6 protein-coding genes are annotated in these 4,912 nt (G+C 62.7%); 1 reads left to right on the top strand and 5 read right to left on the bottom strand.

Annotation, left to right across the window (positions count from 1 at the left end):
* Positions 1-182: 182 nt before the first annotated feature.
* The 4 genes from BMW89_RS37020 to BMW89_RS37005 form a co-directional block, all read right to left on the bottom strand.
* Positions 183-1,052: an MBL fold metallo-hydrolase gene (locus BMW89_RS37020; protein WP_092035265.1), complete on the bottom strand. Its 870-nt coding sequence runs from the start codon at positions 1,050-1,052 to the stop codon at positions 183-185.
* Positions 1,053-1,064: 12 nt separating this feature from the next.
* Positions 1,065-1,676: a glutathione S-transferase family protein gene (locus BMW89_RS37015; protein WP_092035264.1), complete on the bottom strand. Its 612-nt coding sequence runs from the start codon at positions 1,674-1,676 to the stop codon at positions 1,065-1,067.
* 185 nt (positions 1,677-1,861) lie between these two features.
* The gene (locus BMW89_RS37010; RefSeq protein ID WP_092035263.1) at positions 1,862-2,704 is read right to left on the bottom strand and encodes a fumarylacetoacetate hydrolase family protein; all 843 of its coding nucleotides are present in this window, start codon (positions 2,702-2,704) and stop codon (positions 1,862-1,864) included.
* Positions 2,705-2,954: 250 nt separating this feature from the next.
* Positions 2,955-3,803: an MBL fold metallo-hydrolase gene (locus tag BMW89_RS37005; protein ID WP_177196594.1), complete on the bottom strand. Its 849-nt coding sequence runs from the start codon at positions 3,801-3,803 to the stop codon at positions 2,955-2,957.
* Positions 3,804-3,925: 122 nt separating this feature from the next.
* Between BMW89_RS37005 and BMW89_RS37000 the strand changes: the two genes are divergently transcribed.
* The gene (locus BMW89_RS37000) at positions 3,926-4,357 is read left to right on the top strand and encodes a DUF3775 domain-containing protein (RefSeq protein ID WP_092035262.1); all 432 of its coding nucleotides are present in this window, start codon (positions 3,926-3,928) and stop codon (positions 4,355-4,357) included.
* 3 nt (positions 4,358-4,360) lie between these two features.
* Here the strand turns inward: BMW89_RS37000 and BMW89_RS36995 are convergent, their stop codons facing one another.
* The gene (locus BMW89_RS36995) at positions 4,361-4,831 is read right to left on the bottom strand and encodes a zinc-binding dehydrogenase (protein WP_244547786.1); all 471 of its coding nucleotides are present in this window, start codon (positions 4,829-4,831) and stop codon (positions 4,361-4,363) included.
* Positions 4,832-4,912: the final 81 nt, after the last annotated feature.

Here is a 4,912-nt window from a genome sequence, read left to right as displayed (position 1 = left end):
CTCCGCGCGCCGCCTCCACGCCAAATGCAAAGATCTATACCCAAGCCCCGTTCGGCACGCTTGACTTAAAAGCCCTCATATGAGGGTGGGCAAAGGCGCGCTCTTCGCGCGCCGTGCCCACCATTCTTCGCGACGCGCGGCATGGTGGGCACGCTTCGCTTTGCCCACCCTACGGTACTTCCTTAAACCGCTGCACACACGAACGCGTTGCCCTTGCGCCTGATCTTCCCGACCGACGGCGACGGGAAATGCGCCGTGCAGCACAGCGTGTCGGTGTCGCAATAGCGTTCCAGAAAACTGCGGCGCGTGGTTGCCGCCTTGGCCGGATCGACGTCGAACTTGATCGACAGCTCCGGATAGAGCGTCTGCAACGGCGAATGCATGAGATCGCCGGAGAATACGGCGTCGTCCTTGCCGCGGCCCATCGTGATGGCGATATGACCGGGCGTGTGGCCCGGTGTCGGCAGGATGCGGACGTGATCGCCGATCTGATGGCCGTTGCCGACCAGCTCATGGCGTTTCGCCTCGACCACCGGCAGCACGCTGTCGGCAAAGGGCGGGATCTCCGCTTTCGCGTTTTGCTCGAACCAGTGATCGTATTCCTGCTTGGCGAAGATGTAGCGTGCGTTGGGGAAGGTCGGCACCCAGCGGCCGTTCTCCATCCGCGTGTTCCAGCCGACATGATCGACATGCAGATGCGTGCACATCACAAAATCGATGTCGTCGACGGCAAAGCCGGCGGCGTTGAGCCCGCGCAAATACGTGTCGTCGGTCTTCATGTTCCATTTCGGCCGCTGCGGCCGCGGCTTGTCGTTGCCGATGCAGCTGTCGATCAAAATGGTGTGGTGCGGCGTCTTCACCACATAGGACTGGAAGCACAGCAGCAGCACGTCCTGCTCGTCCAGCGCCTTCGCTTCGCGCATCCACGCCCGGTTCTCGGCGAGCACCTCGGGTGTCAGTCCAGGCAGCATGTCCAGCGCCGGGACGAACGAAGTCTCCTGCTCGATGACGCGATGGATGGTGAGATCGCCGACCGCGTATTTCAGGCTCATGAGAACTCCCGCTTATGCGGCTGGAGGCACCGAGATTTTCACGGAGGGCCGCTCCAGCATCTTCTGGTGGAAGGCGTCGAGTTTCGGATAGGCCTTGCGCCAGCCGCAATCGGTGAAGCGGAAGTCGGCATAACCGAGCACGCAAACGAGGCCGATCTGCGAGATGTCGAACGGGCCGTTCAACACATCGGGCATGTTCTCGAAGCGCGCCATGCCGGTCCAGGCCCGGTTCCAGTGGTCGTCCGACCACGCCTGCCATTGCAGGCCCTGCGGCCGCACCATCTTCTCGTAGCGGCACAGCAGCATGGAATCGAGCATGCCGTTGATCAGCGCGTGATTGGTCTTGGCCTTCCAGCGCCGCGGGCCGTAATCGGGGATCAGGCTGCCGCCGGCCATCTCGTTGAGATATTCGACGATGACGTAGGAATCCAGAATGACGTCGCCGTCATCCGTGATCAGCACCGGCAGCTTCTTCAGCGGCGTGATGCGCGAATAATCCTCGTTGACCGTGCCCGGCGCGACGGTCGCCGACGTGAACTCGATCTTGTCGATCAGCCCAAGCTCGATCGCGGCAATGCGGACCTTGCGGGCGAAGGGCGAGGCGGCGGAGAAGGAGAGTTTCATGGGGAATGACCTCTATCCAGACAGACGGACCTCATCCTGAGGAGCGCGCCACTTGGCGCGCGTCTCGAAGGATGGGCAACGGGAGGCGCTCTTTCGTCACCCGGCGCGAACGTCGGATGACCGTGGTCTTGATTCATCCTTCGAGACGCGCGCGTTGCGCGCTCCTCAGGATGAGGGCCGCGGCCTTACGCTGCCACGATCTCCTGGCGCTGCTCGCCGAGACCTTCGATGCCGAGCGTGATGACGTCGCCGACATTGAGGAAGGTCGGCGGCTTCATGCCGAGACCGACGCCGGGCGGGGTGCCGGTGGTGATGATGTCGCCCGGCAGCAGGGTCATGAACTGCGAGACATAGGAGATGCACTTGGCCATGGAGAAGATCATGGTCTTGGTCGAGCCGGTCTGGCGACGTTGGCCGTTGACGTCGAGCCACATCGACAAATCCTGCACGTCCTTGATCTCGTCCTTGGTGGCGAGCCACGGGCCAACCGGGCCGAAGGTGTCGTGCGACTTGCCCTTGGTCCACTGGCCGAGGCGCTCGGTCTGGAAGGCGCGCTCGGAGACGTCGTTGCAGACGCAATAGCCGGCGACGTAGTTCAGCGCATCGGCTTCCGAGATGTACTTGGCGCGGGTGCCGATGATGGCGGCGATCTCGACTTCCCAGTCGAGCTTGGTCGAGCCGCGCGGCTTCTCGACCGTGTCGTTCGGGCCGGACAGCGAGGTGTTGGCCTTCATGAAAATGATCGGTTCGGTCGGGATCGCCGCGCCGGTTTCCTTGGCGTGGTCGCTGTAGTTGAGGCCGATGGCGACGAATTTCGAGATGCCGGTGACGGGCGCGCCGAACCGCGGCTTGCCGGAGACGGTCGGCAGCGAGGCGGGATCGAGGCCAGCCAGCTTCTTGAGGGATTCCGGCGAGTAGGCTTCGCCGGTGAGGTCTTTCACATGCGCCGACAGGTCGCGCAATTGGCCGGATTTGTCGATCAGGCCGGGCTTTTCCGCACCCTTTTCGCCATAACGAACAAGCTTCATTCTCGTTTCTCCCTGGAGATGGACCGATCGGTTAAATAGCTTCATGGAACAGGGCGGCGGGAAATTCAACCGCTCAAAACGGAGCGCATTGCAGCCCTCTCAATTCGGTGGGCGGGCCATTGGGTTTCGTGTCCCGGACGCGACGCAGCGCGAAGCGGTGCGGCGCAGAGCCGGGACCCATGTCGCGGCATTCTGGGTCCCGGCTCTGCGGAGCAGCGTTGCACGCTGCACCGCGTCCGGGACAAGAAGATCACCCCAGCGCCACAAACCTGAACGCGTCCCCATCCCGCCTGATGTGCCCGGCCGAATAATGTCCGCCGATCACCAATGTCGGGGTGTCGGCAAAGCGCGAAAACATCTCGTGCCGGCTCGCCGCCGACTGCGCGGGATCGCTGTCGACCACCGAGCACCAGTCGAGATGCGCCATCTGGCAGGGGTGATGGGCGACGTCGCCGGTGAGCAGCCCTTGTTCACCGCCGGATTCGATCAGGACGCTCATGTGCCCGGGGCTGTGGCCGGGGGTCGGGATCAGGCTGATCTCCTCGCAGAGCCGGTGATCGCTCGGAATCAGCTCGGCCAGGCCGGCATCGACGACCGGCTTCACGGAATCGTTGAACACCGCGACCTTGTCCGGCTCGGCCGTATAGTCGCGCCAATACTCATATTCAGTCTTGCCGAACAAATAGCGGGCCTTGGGAAAGGTCGGCACCCATTTTCCATCGACCAGCTTCGTGTTCCAGCCGACATGATCGACGTGAAGGTGCGTGCACAGCACGGTATCGATGCTGTCAGGCGGAAAGCCCGCCGCAATCATCATCTCCAAAAACGGCGTGGTGCGGTTATTCCAGACCGGGACACCGCGGCCCTGCTTGTCGTTGCCCAAACCAGTGTCGACCACGATGCGGCGCGTCGGCGTCTCCACCACCAGCGAGTGGATCGACATTTTCAGCCGGCCTTCTTCGGTGGCGAAATGCGGGATCAGCCAGGGCAGCTTCCGGATTTCGTCGTTGGTCGCGGCCGGCAGGATGAAGCGGGTCGAGCCGACGGTTTCCATTTCGACCAGCCTGGTAATCTTGACCTTGCCGACCTTCCACTGCATCGGGCGTTTCCCCATTTTCATGCTTTCGCGAAAGATGCGGGTTTCCTCCATCGAACACAATGGATCATCTGCTCCGATGTCGCGTTATCGGAGGAACCCAGGAACAGCCCAAGGGGAAATCCATGCCAGAGCTTGCCATTTCCGCCGAGAAGGTGGCCTTCATCATCGAGAAGGCCCGCGAATTCGACGTCAAGGAAGCCGCCTCCGATCCGGACTCGGGCTCCAATCCCTCCGACGACGACGAGATTGATGTACTGGAAGACACCAATTCCGATCCGGTCGCGGCCGAGCTTTCCGGATTCATCCAGGCAATGAACGAGGACGAGCAGCTCGATCTCGTCACGCTGATGTGGATCGGCCGCGGCGACGGCACGGTTGACGAATGGGACGATCTGCGCGCCCGCGCCGCCGAGGCCCGTGCCGAATTCAAGGCGCCCCGGCGCGAAGCGGTCCAATATCTGCTGGGCGAGCCGATGCTTGGCGATCTCCTGGCCGACGGCATGGACGAACTCGGCATCGACTGGACCGACGAGCGGATCACGCCGGTGTCGTAACCCTTACCGTGCGCAGTCGACGATCACCGTGCCGAGCTTGTCGCCTTTCTCGACGGCGAGATGCGCTTGCGCCGTGTCGGAAAGCGCAAACTGTGCCGCGACATGATGAAGCCGCGGCCCGGCCGTCAGCCATTTCGTGATGTCCGCCTGCGCCGCCGCCAGCAGCGCAGGCGGTAGTGCAAACAGCACCAGGGAACGAAGCGCGATGCATTTCTCCATCAGCTCGCGCATCGGGACCACAGGCGTGCGGTTGCCGTTGGTGGCATAGACCGCGATGGTCGAATTCATCGCCATCAGCTTCAGGGTGGTCGCGATGTTGCCGCCGAAATCGACGTCGACCACGCGATCGACGCCGCGCCCGCCGGTAAACGCCATCGCCTTGGCAACGACGTCCTCGTCCCTGTAGTTGACCACGAGATCGGCGCCGGCCCGCCGCGCCTGCTCGCCCTTCATCGCCGAGCTAGAGCGTTTCATTTTTTGATGGAAGCGTATCCGGCATTAACAAAGTAGTTGCTGCATTCGCCGGGCAGAACGCCTCTGACGAGGTGGCCGATG

This window comes from Bradyrhizobium sp. OK095 (genome assembly GCF_900109945.1).
Classification (GTDB): domain Bacteria; phylum Pseudomonadota; class Alphaproteobacteria; order Rhizobiales; family Xanthobacteraceae; genus Bradyrhizobium.
This window is presented reverse-complemented; position numbering and strand designations above follow the sequence as displayed.